General features: G+C 54.9%; 11 protein-coding genes, 2 tRNA genes and 2 rRNA genes. 7 read left to right on the top strand and 8 right to left on the bottom strand.

Features of this window, described 5'->3' with window-relative positions; genetic code table 11:
* Nucleotide 1: 1 nt before the first annotated feature.
* The 4 genes from C7H08_RS03220 (at nt 2) to rrf (ending at nt 3,675) form a co-directional block, all read left to right on the top strand.
* A tRNA-Ile gene (locus C7H08_RS03220) sits at nt 2-78 on the top strand.
* A gap of 95 nt (nt 79-173) precedes the next feature.
* A tRNA-Ala gene (locus C7H08_RS03215) sits at nt 174-249 on the top strand.
* 329 nt (nt 250-578) lie between these two features.
* Nucleotides 579-3,469: ribosomal RNA gene (locus C7H08_RS03210) — 23S ribosomal RNA — on the top strand.
* 90 nt (nt 3,470-3,559) lie between these two features.
* Nucleotides 3,560-3,675 (top strand): 5S ribosomal RNA (gene rrf / locus C7H08_RS03205).
* A gap of 84 nt (nt 3,676-3,759) precedes the next feature.
* On the opposite strand, the gene C7H08_RS03200 is transcribed toward rrf, so the two are convergent.
* The 8 genes from C7H08_RS03200 to C7H08_RS03165 form a co-directional block, all read right to left on the bottom strand.
* Nucleotides 3,760-4,440: a sensor histidine kinase gene (locus C7H08_RS03200; RefSeq protein ID WP_106670336.1), complete on the bottom strand. Its 681-nt coding sequence runs from the start codon at nt 4,438-4,440 to the stop codon at nt 3,760-3,762.
* A complete protein-coding gene (locus C7H08_RS03195) occupies nt 4,437-6,080 on the bottom strand; it encodes a tetratricopeptide repeat-containing response regulator (protein ID WP_106670335.1) in 1,644 nt (547 codons plus the stop codon). Before C7H08_RS03195 ends, C7H08_RS03200 begins: the two co-directional genes overlap by 4 nt.
* Nucleotides 6,077-9,595 carry a PAS domain-containing hybrid sensor histidine kinase/response regulator gene (locus C7H08_RS03190; RefSeq protein ID WP_106670334.1) on the bottom strand — a complete coding sequence of 1,173 codons (3,519 nt, stop codon included), beginning with the start codon at nt 9,593-9,595 and terminating at the stop codon, nt 6,077-6,079. The genes C7H08_RS03195 and C7H08_RS03190 overlap by 4 nt, the downstream gene beginning before the upstream one ends.
* Nucleotides 9,596-9,622: 27 nt before the next feature.
* Nucleotides 9,623-10,129 (bottom strand): hypothetical protein, encoded by a 507-nt coding sequence (locus C7H08_RS03185; protein WP_106670333.1) that lies wholly within the window; start codon nt 10,127-10,129, stop codon nt 9,623-9,625.
* A 100-nt stretch (nt 10,130-10,229) separates the two neighbouring features.
* Nucleotides 10,230-11,999: a sodium:solute symporter family protein gene (locus tag C7H08_RS03180; RefSeq protein WP_106670332.1), complete on the bottom strand. Its 1,770-nt coding sequence runs from the start codon at nt 11,997-11,999 to the stop codon at nt 10,230-10,232.
* A gap of 6 nt (nt 12,000-12,005) precedes the next feature.
* Nucleotides 12,006-12,269: a DUF4212 domain-containing protein gene (locus tag C7H08_RS03175; RefSeq protein WP_106670331.1), complete on the bottom strand. Its 264-nt coding sequence runs from the start codon at nt 12,267-12,269 to the stop codon at nt 12,006-12,008.
* A gap of 210 nt (nt 12,270-12,479) precedes the next feature.
* Nucleotides 12,480-13,187 (bottom strand): 3'-5' exonuclease, encoded by a 708-nt coding sequence (locus C7H08_RS03170; RefSeq protein ID WP_106670330.1) that lies wholly within the window; start codon nt 13,185-13,187, stop codon nt 12,480-12,482.
* Nucleotides 13,188-13,201: 14 nt separating this feature from the next.
* Complete coding sequence (locus C7H08_RS03165) at nt 13,202-15,118, bottom strand: putative nucleotidyltransferase substrate binding domain-containing protein (RefSeq protein WP_106670343.1); 1,917 nt, start codon at nt 15,116-15,118, stop codon at nt 13,202-13,204.
* A gap of 198 nt (nt 15,119-15,316) precedes the next feature.
* Here C7H08_RS03165 and smrA point away from each other — a divergent pair, with 198 nt between their 5' ends.
* The 3 genes from smrA to C7H08_RS03150 are packed head-to-tail and all read left to right on the top strand — an operon-like array spanning nt 15,317 to nt 16,675.
* Nucleotides 15,317-15,898, top strand: coding sequence for a DNA endonuclease SmrA (gene smrA, locus C7H08_RS03160; protein WP_106670329.1), 582 nt, complete (start codon nt 15,317-15,319; stop codon nt 15,896-15,898).
* 48 nt (nt 15,899-15,946) lie between these two features.
* Nucleotides 15,947-16,147, top strand: a complete 201-nt coding sequence (locus C7H08_RS03155) for a hypothetical protein (RefSeq protein WP_106670342.1) — start codon at nt 15,947-15,949, stop codon at nt 16,145-16,147.
* 39 nt (nt 16,148-16,186) lie between these two features.
* On the top strand, nt 16,187-16,675 hold the full coding sequence (locus C7H08_RS03150; protein WP_106670328.1) for a (2Fe-2S)-binding protein: 489 nt from the start codon (nt 16,187-16,189) through the stop codon (nt 16,673-16,675).
* The last annotated feature ends 1 nt before the right edge of the window (nt 16,676 follow it).

Here is a 16,676-nt window from a genome sequence, read left to right as displayed (position 1 = left end):
CGGGTCTGTAGCTCAGGTGGTTAGAGCGCACCCCTGATAAGGGTGAGGTCGGTGGTTCAAGTCCACCCAGACCCACCAAAATCGCCCAGTTCGGCGTTATCGAATGACTTGCATAGCAGGCTATGCGGCGCCATTCGATGCCTTGATCTGAACGATTTTAGACATAGCTTACTGGGGCTATAGCTCAGCTGGGAGAGCGCCTGCCTTGCACGCAGGAGGTCGGCAGTTCGATCCTGCCTAGCTCCACCAAATATTAACTGACTAACTACGGTTAGCAGTGTACAGAAACGAATGTTTCAGATTGATGAAATCTTCCTTTCTGATCACTGGGTCAGATTTGCTCTTTAACAAATTGGACGAGATAGAACACGAAACTATTTTTCTCATTATCTCCGAGAGAAATAGGTTCAATGTGATAACGATTTCAAGCGTTATCCGGTGTTGTCGTTGAAGTGGTTGTATATGACTTCGAGCGACTGTCTCTGAACCTCATCCTGGATGAGAAAGCTGGTTTCACTTCGGTGGAGTCGGGGCTCTTGTTTGTGGTGGCGTACAGATCAGTTGTCTTGGGGTTATATAGTCAAGCAACTAAGCGCATACGGTGGATGCCTTGGCAGTCAGAGGCGATGAAAGACGTGGAAGCCTGCGATAAGGTTCGGGGAGCTGGCAAACAAGCTGTGATCCGGGCATTTCTGAATGGGGAAACCCACCTAGTTTCGGCTAGGTATCTTGCACTGAATACATAGGTGTAAGAGGCGAACCGGGGGAACTGAAACATCTAAGTACCCCGAGGAAAAGAAATCAACCGAGATTCCCTAAGTAGCGGCGAGCGAACGGGGACTAGCCCTTAAGCTAGACAACTGGTAGGAGAAGGCTCTGGAAAGTGCCGCCATAGTGGGTGATAGCCCCGTATCCGAAACCTGAGTCTAGTGAAATCGAGTAGGTCGGCGCACGAGAAACGTTGACTGAATATGGGGGGACCATCCTCCAAGGCTAAATACTCCTGACTGACCGATAGTGAACCAGTACCGTGAGGGAAAGGCGAAAAGAACCCCTGTGAGGGGAGTGAAATAGATCCTGAAACCGTATGCGTACAAGCAGTCGGAGCAGACTTGTTCTGTGACGGCGTACCTTTTGTATAATGGGTCAGCGACTTATGTTCAGTGGCGAGGTTAACCGTTTAGGGGAGCCGTAGGGAAACCGAGTCTGAATAGGGCGAATTAGTCGCTGGGCATAGACCCGAAACCGGGCGATCTATCCATGAGCAGGTTGAAGGTTGAGTAACATCAACTGGAGGACCGAACCCACTGTCGTTGAAAAGCCAGGGGATGACTTGTGGATCGGAGTGAAAGGCTAATCAAGCCCGGAGATAGCTGGTTCTCCCCGAAAGCTATTTAGGTAGCGCCTCGGACGAATACCACAGGGGGTAGAGCACTGTTTCGGCTAGGGGGTCATCTCGACTTACCAACCCGATGCAAACTCCGAATACCTGTGAGTACTATCCGGGAGACACACGGTGGGTGCTAACGTCCATCGTGAAGAGGGAAACAACCCAGACCGCCAGCTAAGGTCCCAAAGTACCAGTTAAGTGGGAAACGATGTGGGAAGGCTCAGACAGCTAGGAGGTTGGCTTAGAAGCAGCCATCCTTTAAAGAAAGCGTAATAGCTCACTAGTCGAGTCGGCCTGCGCGGAAGATGTAACGGGGCTCAAACTGGTCACCGAAGCTGCGGATGCATCGCAAGATGCGTGGTAGGGGAGCGTTCTGTAAGCCTGCGAAGGTGTGTTGAGAAGCATGCTGGAGGTATCAGAAGTGCGAATGCTGACATGAGTAACGACAATGGGAGTGAAAAACTCCCACGCCGGAAGACCAAGGTTTCCTGCGCAACGCTAATCGGCGCAGGGTGAGTCGGCCCCTAAGGCGAGACCGAAAGGTGTAGTCGATGGGAAACGGGTTAATATTCCCGTACCTTGGATAGCTGCGATGGAGAGACGGAGAAGGCTAGGTGAGCCGGGCGACGGTTGTCCCGGTTTAAGCGTGTAGGGAGTGGGCTTAGGCAAATCCGGGCCCACAATTCTGAGACGCGACGACGATTGCCCTAGGGCGAGAAGTCATTGATGCCATGCTTCCAGGAAAATCTTCTAAGCTTCAGGCTATTCGAGACCGTACCCCAAACCGACACAGGTGGTCAGGTAGAGAATACCAAGGCGCTTGAGAGAACTCGGGTAAAGGAACTAGGCAAAATGGTGCCGTAACTTCGGGAGAAGGCACGCTGGTGGTAGGTGAGACCCCTTGCGGGTGGAGCTGAAACCAGTCGAAGATACCAGGCCCCTGCGACTGTTTATTAAAAACACAGCACTGTGCAAACACGTAAGTGGACGTATACGGTGTGACGCCTGCCCGGTGCCGGAAGGTTAATTGATGGGGTTAGCATTCGTGCGAAGCTCTTGATCGAAGCCCCGGTAAACGGCGGCCGTAACTATAACGGTCCTAAGGTAGCGAAATTCCTTGTCGGGTAAGTTCCGACCTGCACGAATGGCGTAACGATGGGGGCGCTGTCTCTACCCGAGACTCAGTGAAATTGAAATCGCCGTGAAGATGCGGTGTATCCGCGGCTAGACGGAAAGACCCCGTGAACCTTTACTATAGCTTCACAGTGAACTTTGAACATGCTTGTGTAGGATAGCTGGGAGGCTTTGAAACCAGGACGCCAGTCCTGGTGGAGCCAACCTTGAAATACCAGCCTGGCATGTTTGAGGTTCTAACTTGGTCCCCTTATCGGGGATGAGGACACTGTGTGGTGGGTAGTTTGACTGGGGCGGTCTCCTCCCAAAGCGTAACGGAGGAGCACAAAGGTGGGCTAAGCATGGTCGGACATCATGCGGTTAGTGTAATGGCACAAGCCCGCTTGACTGCGAGACAGACACGTCGAGCAGGTGCGAAAGCAGGTCATAGTGATCCGGTGGTTCTGTATGGAAGGGCCATCGCTCAACGGATAAAAGGTACTCCGGGGATAACAGGCTGATACCGCCCAAGAGTTCACATCGACGGCGGTGTTTGGCACCTCGATGTCGGCTCATCACATCCTGGGGCTGAAGCCGGTCCCAAGGGTATGGCTGTTCGCCATTTAAAGTGGTACGCGAGCTGGGTTTAGAACGTCGTGAGACAGTTCGGTCCCTATCTGCCGTGGACGTTGGAGATTTGAGGAAAGCTGCTCCTAGTACGAGAGGACCGGAGTGGACGAACCTCTGGTGTTCGGGTTGTCACGCCAGTGGCATTGCCCGGTAGCTACGTTCGGACAGGATAACCGCTGAAAGCATCTAAGCGGGAAGCCCCTTCCAAGATGAGATCTCCCTGAGGCCTTGAGCCTCCTGAAGAGCCGTTCAAGACCAGGACGTTGATAGGCTGGGTGTGTAAGCGCTGCGAGGCGTTGAGCTAACCAGTACTAATTGCTCGTGCGGCTTGACTATATAACACCCAAGACAATTGCGGATAACGCTAAGCAACATCGAAATCAACATCACACGTTCTATCTCGTCCCCCAGTGATCAACCGTTTTGTCTGACGACTATAGCGGTCTGGAACCACCTGATCCCATCCCGAACTCAGCAGTGAAACAGACCAGCGCCGATGGTAGTGTGGCTTCTGCCCATGTGAGAGTAGGTCATCGTCAGACTCTTAATACCCTAACCCCCGATAGCACCGCTGTCGGGGGTTTTTTCGTTTGGTGCACTGAATTCAGGCATAAGTTCCAGGCACCTTAAGGCAGCCAGATTTCAAAAACACCACCACCGAATCTCCCGCCATTGCGTAATTTGATGGATCCGGTTTTTTCTCCCTCGCGATGGAGCTTGGCGACAGAGGATGCGAAGAATAACCCCAGGCTGGTACTGCCACTTTTGAAATCGAGCGATTTAAAGCTCAGGGTGCCGGTATGTTGCATGCTTTCAGGATATCCTTTGCCGTCGTCCTCGACGCCAATCACCAGGTAGCCTTTCTCTTCACGCGCGGTCAGGCGTATCTTGTTTTCGGTGTAGCGAATGGCATTGTTGATGGTGTTATTCAGCACGCCTGTCAGTAGGTCATCATCGAAGAAACCATTGATCTCGTCAGCTTCGATCACATACTCAATGCCCAGTCCGTCAAGCAAGGGCATATGGCGAGCCATGTGGTCGGAAAGGAAGTCCGGGAGAAAATGCTCATCGATGTGGGCAGACAAGTTGTTCTCGCCGAGCCGATAAATTCCCAACAGTTGCACGAGGTCGTTGTGCATACGCTCGGCTTCATACTGCAGCATATTGAATTTGTCGGAGCCGGCGAGCGTTGACTCGTGTTCGATCCTAAGTTCATCAACGGTATTCAGAAGCATGCCCAAGGAGTTCTTCATGTCATGGACGGCTGAGGCAAGCACCATGGAGAAATCAATATTATGGTCAGTCATTCAGTCATACCTTTCAATTTCCTGGTCAGTGCGAGGTACCGGCGATGTTGACGATGTTGCTCAGGCAGTGTTTCAAGCCTTTGAAGGTGCGCCTGGCAGCGTGAGAGTAATGAGCGGTCAGCTGGTGACTGGTCATGTTTTCTGACCAACACCTGAACAAGGTTGAGATTCAGCGCCGTATGATCGGGCACTATGGCCAGTGCGTTACTAAATGCCTCAATAGCACGATCCAGGTCGCCAGACTCAAACGCCTTGATACCCTCACGGTTATGGCTTCGGGCTTCAATTTTCTGACGGAATCCGACTGGCTCATCGAGGAGGTTTTCAATTTTTTGCAAAATCTCCGCGTTATCGCCGTACCGTGCCGCCAGATTGGTTAACAGTGACTTGGCCTGATCGTTATGCCCCATGCGAAAAAGGGTCTTTGCATAGTCCAGACCGAGATCAGCGGGGAGTTCTTCCATGTGCTCCAGATCACCCTTGATGCTCGCTAACAGCTTTTCGGCCTCCCGGTGATTGGCTTGTCCTACGTGCACGCGGCATTGCACTATCCGGCTCTTCAGGGAGATGGTTTCATCATCGGTGAATCGCTTTTCCATTCGGGATAGCACGCTGAGAGCTTCTGAAGCGTGCCCAGCACCGTCCTCTTCATGTCCCTCACTGAGGTCTGACAGACTGTGGGCGAATGCCAGATAGTGATCAGCATTGTCGTGAATCGAGTAGGTACCAAGGGCAACGGTCTGGCGCCAGGCCTGAGATGCCGTGTCAATATCCTGATTTGCTCCGGCGAGTTCTGCCAGATGTTTCTGGCGTAGCAGGGCGTTGGGAGAATGCTCGGCGGCTTTTTCGAGAATCTGTTGTGCGGGTATCGATTTACCTTGCTTTTCGAGGCCTTCGGCCAGAAGGTCGTAAGCTTCCATGTAATCCGGGTGCTTTTCGATCAGTGCCTTCAGGCCCTCAACAGATTGATCAAAGTTCCGGTTTTTGAGAAGTATTTTACAACGGCCGAGACGGGCCCAGGACAACTCTCGTTGGGCCAGAACATCGTCATAGATTTTCAGGGCATGTGACAAATCGCCGACAAGAAAGTACAGCTCTCCAAGTGTCTTCATCAGCCAGGTTTTGTATCTGGGCTGCTTTGGCATCATCTGGAGACATTGCGAGATCGCCTCAGGATAATTCTCGTGATCGATCTCACGGGTGATGGGTAGCAAGGCGTTACGCTGCTGAATGAGCGCCCCCAGCCTCTTCTCGATCATGGCCCGGTTCAGAGGTTTGGTGAGATAGCCATCGGGTTGATACTCACGGGCGCCCATTACCATTTCTTTGGAGGTTTCGGCCGTCACCATCAGGAACAGGGAGGAACGATTAAGCAGTTTCTTGTGCCGCAACTCTTCCAGTATATGCTGACCGTTCTTTCCCTCGCCCAGGTTGTAATCGCACAGCACGACATCAACATGATTGTAGGTGCAATACTGAACGGCGGGCGTGGCATGACCGACCAGCTCGATCTTGTCTGCACCGCAGCTTCGGAGCATCTGCCGCATCGACAGGCGAAAGTTTTCGAAGTCATCAACAACCAGAAAAGTCAGTTTGCCAAACGGGTTGATCGCGTCTTTTCTGTCAGTCTGCTGGTTCATGCGCGCTTCTGTTTGAGTAGTTTGTTGACGAGGGCCCGCAGAGCGGCCGGCTTAACCGGCTTATAGAGTACCTGGTAGCCACGGCTTGTGGCGTCCTCGCGCACCTCTGGCGCCATGTATCCGGTAATCAGGATGCCGGGTATGCCGTGGCCAAGTTGATCTCTGATGCTGTCCATGGCATCGAGGCCGTTGCGGTTATCATCCAGCTGATAGTCGGCAAGTATAATATCTGGCAGCCGGTCTGCCACTTTTGCCAGCGCGTCCTCAAGGCTTTCGGCGGCAGTTACGTCACATTGCCAGTTGCCGAGCAGTGCCACCATGCCGTGAAGAATGGCTGCATCGTTATCTATACACAGTACATGCAGGCCGCCCAGACTGGCTACCCGCCGTGAACTGGCACCAGGTTTGTTCACTTCGGCCCGGCTCAGGTCGGGTGGGGCAATGGGAACCGTGATGCCGAAAACGCTGCCTTTGCCCTGAATGGAGTGGACGGTGACTGGATGATTGAGCATACCGCTGATTCGATCCACGATGGCCAGGCCGAGCCCCAGTCCCTTCTTGTCGCGCCCGTGCTGGAACCGGCGGAATTCTTCGAAAACATGGGTGAGCTGATCTTCGGACATGCCCGGGCCGGTGTCCCACACTTCAATGCGCAGATAGCCCTTGAGGCGACGGCAGCCCATAAGAATCTTGCCGCTTGCGGTGTAACGGGTGGCATTCGATAAAAAGTTCTGTACAACCCTGCGCAATAACTTGGCGTCTGAGCGCACCCAGGCGGTGCTGGGCACGACGTGCAGATCAAGACCCTGATCCTTGGCAATGGCCGAGAATTCGGTGGCGAGATGACGCAGCAGCTCGTTAACAGGGAAAGCGCCGATATCTGGTTCGAGAGCGCCGGCGTCGAGTTTCGAAATGTCGAGCAAGGTGCTGATGATTTCTTCCGCAGCCCCGAGGGAGCTGTCGATGTGTTCGACCAGCTCACGGGTATCACCCGCGATAACCTTACCTGACAACGCAGAAGTGAACAGACGCGCGGCATTCAGAGGTTGCAGCAGGTCATGGCTGGCTGAGGCAAGAAAGCGAGTCTTGCTATGGTTAGCCTGTTCAGCAACCGACTTGGCCTTGAGCATTTGTTCGTTAATAACCTGGAGTTCCTGGGTGCGCTCCCGTACTCGTTGCTCAAGGTAGATGTTGGTCTCTTTGAGCGCCTGCTCGGTGCGGCGCATCGCGGTGATGTCCTGGAACGTGGTCACATACCCGCCCCCGGGGATGGGGCTGCCGTCAACCCTGACCACAGTGCCATCCGGGCGCTGTCGCTCATAAGACATCGGTTTACCACCACGCATGCTCTCGCAACGATTTTCAATGATCTCGTCGATGCGTCTGGCCGACAGGTTGGCATTGGTCAGGTTATAGCGCATCAGATCTTCCACCGGACGTCCTACCCGAACAAATCCCTTCGGATAGTTGAACAGTTCCAGATAACGGTGATTCCAGACCACGAGTTGCTGCTGATGGTTAACCACCGAGACCCCCAGGCTGATGTTTTCTATCGCCGACTGCAACAGTTCCCGGCTGAAGGTCATGGCCTGAGAGGCTTCGTCAACGATGCTGACGACATCCTCGATCTGCATGTCGCGGCCGGTGAGGGTGGATTCCAGTACCACTCGGGCAGTTGACGCGCCAATCACCGAGGCAAGCTGGCGTTCAACATACTTCATTAAATGGGTGGATGCCGGCCGATGGGGATATAGCCGGATGGCGTTTCTGCGCTCGTAGTTACGGAAGACGCTTTCGGAGCGTTCTTCACCCATGAAACGGTCTGCCAGTGCCTGCAGGTCTGAGGTCAGGATTTCGCCCTGCCAGCTCTGGTGGTGCGCACTGTCCGTCTTGGGATGGGCCTCCTGGAAAAAGGCGGCAATCTGAATTTTTTCCCGTATGCGCTGCCGAGTGATCAGTGATAGCAATACATAGGTGACGGTATTGATGCCCAGGCTCCAGAGTATGCCATGGCTGATTTGATCTAGCTCCGAGCCAAAAAGCGCCGTGGGACGTGTCCAGTTGAGGCCGAACAGGCCCTGTTCGATCAGGGTGTTGGAGATCCAGCCGGTGGATACCAGCGCCGGTAACAGCAGGGTGTAGCACCACATCAGGAAGCCCAGCCCCAGACCCCAGGCAGCACCGTTGAAATTGCCCCGACGCCAGATAATACCGCCCACCAGTGCTGGCCCGAACTGTGCGGCTGCCGCAAACGACAGCAGACCGAACGCCGTCAGGCTGTAATCGGCACCGGCCATGCGATAGAAGCCATAGGCGGTGAACAGCACCACAAAAATCGCGACGCGGCGAATGGTGAGCAGGAGATAACTCAGATCGGTTCTGCGGTTCATACCCGGCCGGAAGTAACGGAGTAAACCCGGCATGACGATCTCGTTACTGACCATGGTGGCAATCGCTACCGAACAGACAATAACCATGGCGGCCGCAGCTGAACCACCACCGAGGAAGGCCAGAACGGCAAGCCAGTGTTGGCCAGCGTGAATCGGTAACTGCAGGATGATAATGTCCGGATCGCCGCCCGCCAGATCGGAGTTAAGGAGGCCGGCCGCAGCGATGGGCAATACAAAGGCACTGGCGATGACCAGATAGATCGGCATGGCCCAGCGGGCGATTTCGAAATCCTTGTGATCGGCATTTTCCACCACCATGACGTGAAACTGGCGGGGCAGACAGATGATGGCCAGCATGGCCACCAGGGTTTGGGTAATAAACGCCGGTGTTTCCAGAGCATCGGTGGTTAGAGTGCCCAACAAGTCGGCATCCTTGACCCGGGTAAACAGGTCACCAAAACCGTTGTAGAGGCCATAGCCGACGAAAAGACCGACTGCGATAAAAGCGACCAGCTTGATCAGAGATTCAAAAGCGACGGCCTGGATCATGCCGCGGTGATGTTCGGTGGATTCCAGGTGGCGGGTACCAAAAAGCACCGTGAACACTGCCAGGGCCAGGGTGATGTACCAGGCAGAGTCATTCCAGGCGGCGCTGCTCAGTTCCTGGTAGCCGCTTCCCTCGGCTGTCAACACATTAAAGCCCAGGGCAATGGCTTTCAGTTGAAGCGCAATGTACGGCACGCTACCTATGAGTGCGAAGATGGCGACCATGGCGGCCAGTAATTGGGATTTGCCGTAACGGCAGGCGATGAAGTCAGCAATCGAAGTGCTGTTGTTGCGTTTGCTGATGTGGATGATTCGCCGCAGCAGGGGCGCAAAAAACAGGAATACCAGTAACGGGCCAAGGTAAATGGGCAGAAAGGCAAAGCCTTCCTGGGTGGCCCGGCCGACAGCGCCGTAGAAGGTCCACGACGTAAAGTACACCGCCAATGACAGTGCATAGATATGAGTTCGCGCCAGCCTGCGACGGTACAAACCCGGATGCCGGTCGCCGGCCCAGGCGATCACAAAAAGCAGGGAAATGTAGCTAATCGATATGAATATCAGCAGCCAGGCGCTAATCATGTTTGGTTGTTATCCGGTTGTCGGCTATCAGCTGCCGCAGACAGTTTGATACAGAGGGTCAGTCGCCTCCAGCAGCTTCATGTTATCCACCCTTGGCGCACCATCGTTGCTCAGAGGCACCAGCTCTCGGCTCTGACAGTTAATCAGGTGAACCCGGTGTGACACCGCATCGGTGACGGTTTGCTCGAATCGATAGAGGGTAAAGCGAATGATATCGGGGTCGTCGGTGTCCTGGCGGAAGCCACTGGTATCGACCGTCGAAAAAGCGGTGACGTAAGGGAACACGAAGGTCCAAGGCCGGAAGAAGATTGTTTCCTGCTCGGTGGCAACGACGACAGCTTCTTCGGGTAACAAAGATTGTTTATGGTCAAACCAGGTGTATTCGCCAGAGACAAGGTAGCCGAGCATGCCGGCACCGGCAAATACCGGTATCAGCCACCTCGGCGCACGTTTTGCCGTGGCGGCACGAATGCCGAGGGCGATACCGGCCGCACCAAGACCACAAATAATGGTGGCAACAAAAGTCCAGAACATACTATGGGTATCCTCAAAAAAAAGAACGGGCTCCCTCAGTGAGGAAGCCCGTTCGGTCTCAGCTCGTCATTGCGAGCAATGAGTCAGGCTGTCTTACCGTTTAGTGGTCTTGTGCGCCACCGGCACCGCGAGGGTAACGGACGCTTTCAACCAGCTCCTGAATTTCAATGGGTGGCTCTGCGGTCACTTTCGATACCCCGAAGGCTACCGCAAAGTTAACCAGAGCGCCAATCGCACCGATGGACAGCGGGGAGATACCCAATACCCAGTACTCAGCGGTATCCGGGAAGTTAGCTGTTCCCGGAATGAAGAACCAACCTTTGAACACGAAGATGTAGATCAGCGTGAACAGCAGGCCTGACAGCATACCCAGGCTTGCGCCATAGTTGTTAACGCGCTTGGAGAAGATGCCCATCATCAAGGCCGGGAACAGTGAGGCGGCGGCAATACCGAACGCCAGTGCGACCACCTGTGCCGCGAAGCCCGGAGGGTTTGCCCCCAGCCAGGTTGCAACCACAATGGCCACGGCCATGGAGATCCGCGCTGCCAGCAGTTCGCCTTTGTCACTGATGTTGGGGTTGAGCCGGCCTTTGATCAGGTCGTGGCTGACCGCTGAGGAGATGGCCAGCAACAGACCGGCCGCAGTCGACAGTGCGGCAGCAAGACCGCCCGCCGCAATCAGGCCGATAACCCAGCCAGGCAGGTTGGCAATTTCCGGATTGGCCAGTACCAGGATGTCATTGTTAACGACCAGCTCGTTGCCTTCCCAGCCACGCGCAGCGGCCGTATCAGCAAAGTCGGCATTAGCATCGTTGTACAGCTGAATGCGGCCGTCGTTGTTCTTGTCCTGATAGGTGATCAGACCGGTTTCTTCCCAGGTCGAGATCCAGGCCGGGCGAGCGTCGTACTCGATTGGCTGAGCAGATGTGCCTTCCGGATAAATGGTGGTCATCAGGTTCAGACGAGCCATGGAGGCAACAGCCGGAGCGGTCAGGTACAGCAGGGCGATAAAGACCAGAGCCCAGCCGCCGGACCAGCGCGCGTCAGACACCTTGGGTACGGTGAAGAAGCGGATGATAACGTGGGGCAGGCCCGCAGTACCGATCATCAGGGACAACGTAAACAGAACCATGTTCAGTTTGTTGTCCACATCCGCAGTGTATTCCCGGAAGCCAAGATCGGTGACGACCTGATTCAGTTTTTCCAGTAGCGGCAGGCCGGATTCAGTATGGGTAGAGAACATGCCCAGACCCGGAATCGGGTTGCCAGTCAGCTGAAGGGAGATGAACACGGCCGGAATGGTGTAGGCGACGATCAGCACGCAGTACTGGGCAACCTGAGTGTAGGTAATACCCTTCATGCCACCGAGTACGGCGTAGATGAAGACCACCACTGCAGCGATCATCAGACCGTTAGTCGCTTCTACTTCCAGGAAGCGAGAGAAGGCAACGCCGGCACCGGCCATCTGGCCGATAACGTAGGTTAGCGATGCTACGAGCAGGCAGACAACCGCAATCAGGCGGGCGTTCGGGCTGTAGTAACGATCACCGATGAACTCCGGAACCGTGAACTTGCCGAACTTGCGCAGATACGGTGCCAGCAGCATCGCGAGCAGAACGTAACCGCCGGTCCAGCCCATCAGGAAGGTGGAGTTGGCGTAACCACCGGCGGCAATCAGGCCCGCCATGGAGATGAAGGATGCCGCAGACATCCAGTCGGCACCAATGGCCATACCGTTGGTGACCGGGTGAACACCGCCGCCAGCGACATAGAAATCACTGGTACTACCGGCTTTTGCCCAGACAGCGATGCCGATATAGATCAGGAACGAGCCCCCTACGAAGAGGAGGTTAATTGCAAATTGGCTCATTGATTCTTACTCCTCGTGTACGCCGAATTTTTCGTCGATTTTATTCATGCGCCAGGCGTAGAAGAAAATCAGAACCATAAAGACCAGAATCGAGCCTTGCTGGGCAAACCAGAAGCCAAGATCCGTGCCGCCAACCGGAATACCGGCAAGCATGGGGCGTAACAGAATGGCAAAACCATATGAGACCAGAGCCCAGATGATCAGGCTCCCGAAGATCAGGCGAAGGTTCGCCTTCCAGTAGTTCTCAGCGTCGTAGCTATGACCTGACATACAAATCACTCCTGTATTGTTGTTGTGGAGGTTCGGTGGATTTTCTGTGGGTTATTGCGGATAGAGAATTTATTATTCATATAGTACTTCTCCGACTTGTTGTCTCCTTTGACTTTACCGGTCAACAGATTAATGGATATTGGCAAATGGTCTAACTCTCAGTAACTTGCCTATTAGCAGGGCAGGCAACTACTGCCTGATCGAGGGTGGCTAATAGCGGTGCATATTCTTTAAACGGCGTTGATAATGCAGCTTTTCCACCAGTTCTTTAAGGGTTTTGACGCCGTTTTTCTGTGCTTTGTTGAGCGCAACCAGCGTCAGTTCGGCGGTGACAAGCGCATCGGCCGCAGCGTGATGCCGTTCACTAACTTCGAGTCGGAAATAGTCAGACCAGTGATCAAGGCCCCGGCCTTTGACGTCGGCGTGCGGAAAAAACGCTGGCAACAGCTCCGCAACGTCCATCCAGACATGGGGCAGGGTGTACCCGAGTTGTGCTTTCAGGGTCTTCTCTAGGAATTTCTGGTCGAAGGCTGAGTGGTAGGCGAGCACCGGGTCGCCATTCATCCATTCCAGAAGGTAGAGCAGGGCGTCCTCAGTTTCGTGGCCTTGGGTCAGGGCCTCGGTGCCGATACCGTGAATCAGCACGGTTTCCCGGATGTCCAATTCCGGCCTTCGCAGAATCAGGTCGAACTGATCGTTCAGGTGGATGACGCCGCCCTCGATGGCGACCGCGCCAATCGCAATGACTTCGTCTTTGGAGGAGTTAAGCCCCGTGGTTTCGAGATCCAGCACAACCAGCCGGCAACGCGACAGCTGCTGATCATCCACTGTTTTTGGCGTGGGCAAATGCTCGGGGTCATGATCTCCGGTCACACCACTCCGGCGCTGCGCCAGCCACTGCTTTATGTGTTCAAACATGGTGATTCGGACACCTAGAGTTGGTAAGTGACTTCCAGCTTTTGCTGGAGTCGTTGCGCCTGGCGGAAGGATTCCCTGAGAATCCGGCGGTCAAGCGGGTTCAGGTCATCCGGATCAATGTAATTGGTCAGCTCTTCGCCGTTATCCAGCATTTCCTGGTGGGCGCGCATCCGGATTGCCTGGATCAGGCTGTAAGCTTCTTTCCAGGCGTTGGCGTCTTTGGCGTCAAACACGCCTTTCTTTGACAGCTGCTCCATCCGCTCCAGGGTGTTCGCGGTTTCAATGCCGTTGGCCAGGGCAAACACCCGGATCGACTCAACAAATGGCGCCAGACCCTGGCGTTTCAGGTCCAGAACGTGTTTCTTCTCGTCGTTCAGGTAACGGAAATTGCGGAACATGGTTAATGGCGGTTTACGCTGGAAGGCATTGCCTGCCAGCATCTTCTGGAACAGGGCGTTTTTGCGAATGCGCTCCAGAACCTTCTTCAGCAGACGATGAAGCGGCTCGGTGGGGCCGAAAACTGCACGCATGTCCAGAAAGATTGAGGAGTACACCAGATTCTGCGGGGTAGAGGCATCGATAAACCTGATGAACCAGTCATCCCACTCGCGATCGCTCAGGCACAGCTTGGGGTTGCTGGCCATGATGTTGCCTTTGCACAGAGTGAACCCACACTCAGCCAGCTCGTCGTTGACCTTGCGGGCAAAAGGCAGCAGTTTGTCGCGCACATCTTGATCGGTCATGCCTTCGGGGGTTTCAAACAGGATGCCGTTATCCTGGTCGGTCAGCAGCGTTTGCTCCTGTCGGCCTTCGCTACCAAAGGTCAGCCAGGTGAAAGGAATGCCAGGGTCATGCTTCTTGAGGTTGAGCTCTAACACGCGGCGTACCGTCACATCGTTCAGGGTGGTGATGATCTTCACCACTTGCCCGGAGTCGGCGCCATGGGCAAGCATGGAGTCGACCAGCCTGGACACATCGGCTCGCAAACTGACCAGAGTGCGAAGGTGGGTCGCGGTGCCAATGGTTCGGGCCAGATTGACAAGATCCACACGCTGCAAAGAAAACAGATCTCTTTCCGAGACAACACCGATCAACAAGTCCTCATCATCAACCACGCATAAATGCGCGAAATGATGCTCAGCCATCAGCAGGGCGGCTTCAAAGGCATCGGCGGTGGCCGGCAGGCGGCAAGGGTCTTTTGTCATCACCTGGCGAATAGGAGTGTCCAACGATCCCTTTTCTTCAGCAATCATGGTGCGCAGGTCGCGCAGTGTAAAAATGCCGGTGGGATGGCGATTGTCGTCGGTAATAATGATGCTGCCGACGTTGTTTTCATGCATCCGGGCCACCGCCTTGTGCACCGGCAAATCTGGCGAGCACACAATCGGATTGCGCAGGGCGTAGCGTTCCAGTGGCGTGTCCAGGCTGTTGCTTGACCCGATTGAGGCCATGGCGCGGGACTGGATGCGCTGGTTGACCTGATCCAGCAGACTACTGACGCCCCGCAGACAAAAGTCGCGAAAAGGTTCGCTCTCCGAAAAGATCGTAATGAAGGCCTTTTGTTCAATGCTAAGGCAGAAAGTGTCGCCGTCGGCCCGGTGCAGGGTTCGGGTCGGGCGTTCGCCGATCAGCGCCGCCAGTGGGAAACACTCGCCCTGGCTGATCTCGAAGGTGGTCTCCGCCCGGTCTTCTTTCTCGTTGTGGCGCTCGCCCCGGATCCGACCTTGTTTGACGATGTAAAAGCGTTTAACCACGCCTTCATCCGGTGACAACACCACATCCTCATCAGCATAGAATCGCAGGGTGGCATGCTCTGCAAAGTGGGCCAGGTGAGTGTCATCCATGCTGGAAAAGGGCGAATGCTCCCTGAGGAACGTCATAATGGCCCGGGTGTTCTGGGGGCGGGTCATATCCTGATTTGCTGCAGCCATATCGCAATCCATCGTAGGTCAGAGCTGGTCGGCCTTGGCAGATGCTCCTTCGTTATTGTTGTCTGCCTGAAGTGTAGTCCAGCGGTCGCGTGTTTTGCCCTACGATTTTCGTCGCAGAGCCGCAGTGGGCTTTTCTTTATGGTAGCCCCTTGCGGTGGTAGAGTTCTGATACTTGTCAATCCAGAAGCAGTTTCACTCATGACCAGTAAAGATGAGCGCCTGGCGTTTCTTGAAGAGATGAAGGATGTCCGGCGAATCCGGAGGCCGAATCGTGCCGAGGTGTCGGCCCTCAGAGAGCTGACACCGGGGCATATGGAGCGACAAAAATCCGCGGTCGAAACGCCGGTTCGGGATCTGAACCCGCTGACGTCCGACATGGTAGAACCCTTGACCGCCCATGATCTGCTGAGCTGGATGCGCCCGGGTATTCAGCACGGGGTGTTCAAAAAGCTCCGGCTGGGGCAGTACCCGATAGAAGCCAGGCTGGATTTGCACCGGATGACGGTAGAGCAGGCTCGCCGCGAAGTGTTCGGGTTTATCAACGATTGTGTCCGCTATGGGCTGCGGTCGGTGATCATTCTGCACGGCAAAGGTGAACGAAACCCGGATGGTATTGCCCAACTGAAAAGTCACCTGGCCAAATGGTTGCCAGAACTGGACAGTGTACTGGCCTTTCATTCGGCCCAGAAACACCATGGCGGCACGGGGGCGGTTTATGTCATGGTGCGCAAAAGCGACGGTGACAAACAGAATAACCGGGAAATTCATAACCGCCGGTAAGCCCCATGGCGCCGGCGAATCGCGCGAGTGCCTTACGAGGTAGTGATCATGAACAAGCGTTCTATAACTCTGGTAGTGTTGATGAGCCTGTTGGTGTTGTCCGGCTGCAAGGATCGGGTGATCTGGGATGACAAAGGCAAGGTGGAAAGCGCCACGGAAGACCGTGAAGTGTGGGATTCCAAAGGCAAAATGAATACCGGCGACCGCAAGATTTGGGTAGATAAAGATGGCAAAGAAGTTGTCAAATAACCGGTTCGTCTTCAAGCAAAACAATAAAAGGAGCGGCCCATGGCGTTCAGCCTGACAGTAAATGGCCATAGGCACACCGTTGATGTTGCCCCCGACACGCCCCTGTTGTGGGTGGTGCGAGATGAAATAGGGCTTAAAGGCACCAAGTTTGGTTGTGGTGCCGGTTTGTGCGGAGCCTGTACCGTACATGTGAATGGTCAGCCTGCGCGCTCCTGTTCAACACCGGTTGAAATGGTCGATGGTGCCGACATCACAACCATTGAGGGGCTGATGAGTGAAGGTCAGCTGCACCCGCTGCAACAGGCCTGGATTGACGAGGGCGTGCCTCAATGCGGCTATTGCCAGTCTGGCCAGATCATGACCGCGGCGCACCTGCTGGCGAACAACCCATCGCCGTCCCGTGAAGACATCGTCACCGCTATGACCGGCAACCTGTGCCGCTGCGGCACCTATGCGCGCATTGTGGCAGCAGTGGAAGCCGTTGCTGGCGGCGTAGGGCACTACGAGCCCGCCGGGGAGGATACCTGAC

Source organism: Marinobacter halophilus, from assembly GCF_003007685.1.
In the GTDB taxonomy this organism is placed as follows: domain Bacteria; phylum Pseudomonadota; class Gammaproteobacteria; order Pseudomonadales; family Oleiphilaceae; genus Marinobacter; species Marinobacter halophilus.
This window is presented reverse-complemented; position numbering and strand designations above follow the sequence as displayed.

What these genes read in the sequence shown, in the direction of transcription:
- C7H08_RS03200 (WP_106670336.1), bottom strand. Translation starts at nt 4,440, where the DNA reads ATGACTGACCATAATATTGATTTCTCCATGGTGCTTGCCTCAGCCGTC.
- C7H08_RS03195 (WP_106670335.1), bottom strand. Translation starts at nt 6,080, where the DNA reads ATGAACCAGCAGACTGACAGAAAAGACGCGATCAACCCGTTTGGCAAA.
- C7H08_RS03190 (WP_106670334.1), bottom strand. Translation starts at nt 9,595, where the DNA reads ATGATTAGCGCCTGGCTGCTGATATTCATATCGATTAGCTACATTTCC.
- C7H08_RS03185 (WP_106670333.1), bottom strand. Translation starts at nt 10,129, where the DNA reads ATGTTCTGGACTTTTGTTGCCACCATTATTTGTGGTCTTGGTGCGGCC.
- C7H08_RS03180 (WP_106670332.1), bottom strand. Translation starts at nt 11,999, where the DNA reads ATGAGCCAATTTGCAATTAACCTCCTCTTCGTAGGGGGCTCGTTCCTG.
- C7H08_RS03175 (WP_106670331.1), bottom strand. Translation starts at nt 12,269, where the DNA reads ATGTCAGGTCATAGCTACGACGCTGAGAACTACTGGAAGGCGAACCTT.
- C7H08_RS03170 (WP_106670330.1), bottom strand. Translation starts at nt 13,187, where the DNA reads ATGTTTGAACACATAAAGCAGTGGCTGGCGCAGCGCCGGAGTGGTGTG.
- C7H08_RS03165 (WP_106670343.1), bottom strand. Translation starts at nt 15,118, where the DNA reads ATGGCTGCAGCAAATCAGGATATGACCCGCCCCCAGAACACCCGGGCC.
- smrA (WP_106670329.1), top strand. Translation starts at nt 15,317, where the DNA reads ATGACCAGTAAAGATGAGCGCCTGGCGTTTCTTGAAGAGATGAAGGAT.
- C7H08_RS03155 (WP_106670342.1), top strand. Translation starts at nt 15,947, where the DNA reads ATGAACAAGCGTTCTATAACTCTGGTAGTGTTGATGAGCCTGTTGGTG.
- C7H08_RS03150 (WP_106670328.1), top strand. Translation starts at nt 16,187, where the DNA reads ATGGCGTTCAGCCTGACAGTAAATGGCCATAGGCACACCGTTGATGTT.